The sequence below is a fragment of the Burkholderia sp. GbtcB21 genome (assembly GCF_019091065.1).
Taxonomy (GTDB): Bacteria; Pseudomonadota; Gammaproteobacteria; order Burkholderiales; family Burkholderiaceae; genus Burkholderia; species Burkholderia pyrrocinia_C.
Genome location: NZ_JAGXKA010000269.1, coordinates 1 through 266 on the forward strand (window position 1 = coordinate 1; position 266 = coordinate 266).

Annotated in this window: 1 pseudogene; it reads left to right on the plus strand. The window is 63.5% G+C overall.

Annotation, left to right across the window (positions count from 1 at the left end):
• Positions 1-222: pseudogene (locus KVT39_RS38855) on the plus strand (IS3 family transposase); the annotation flags it as partial.
• Positions 223-266 lie beyond the last annotated feature (44 nt).

Below are 266 nucleotides of genomic sequence, written 5' to 3' on the forward strand. Positions count from 1 at the left end.
GGCGTGCCGAAGGTCTGGAAGCAGATGAACCGGGAAGGCATTGCAGTGGCACGCTGCACGGTCGGACGGTTGATGAAGCTGCAGGGCTTGCGTGGCGCAGTTCGCGGTAAGCGTGTTCGCACGACGATTCCCGATGTGACCGCGCCGCGCCCGCTGGACCGAGTCAACCGGCAGTTCAAGGCTGACCGGCCGAATCAGCTCTGGGTGTCGGATTTTACGTATGGTACGCCCAGCCAGCGTAGCCCGCCCGTATGGAGGTGAAGCTG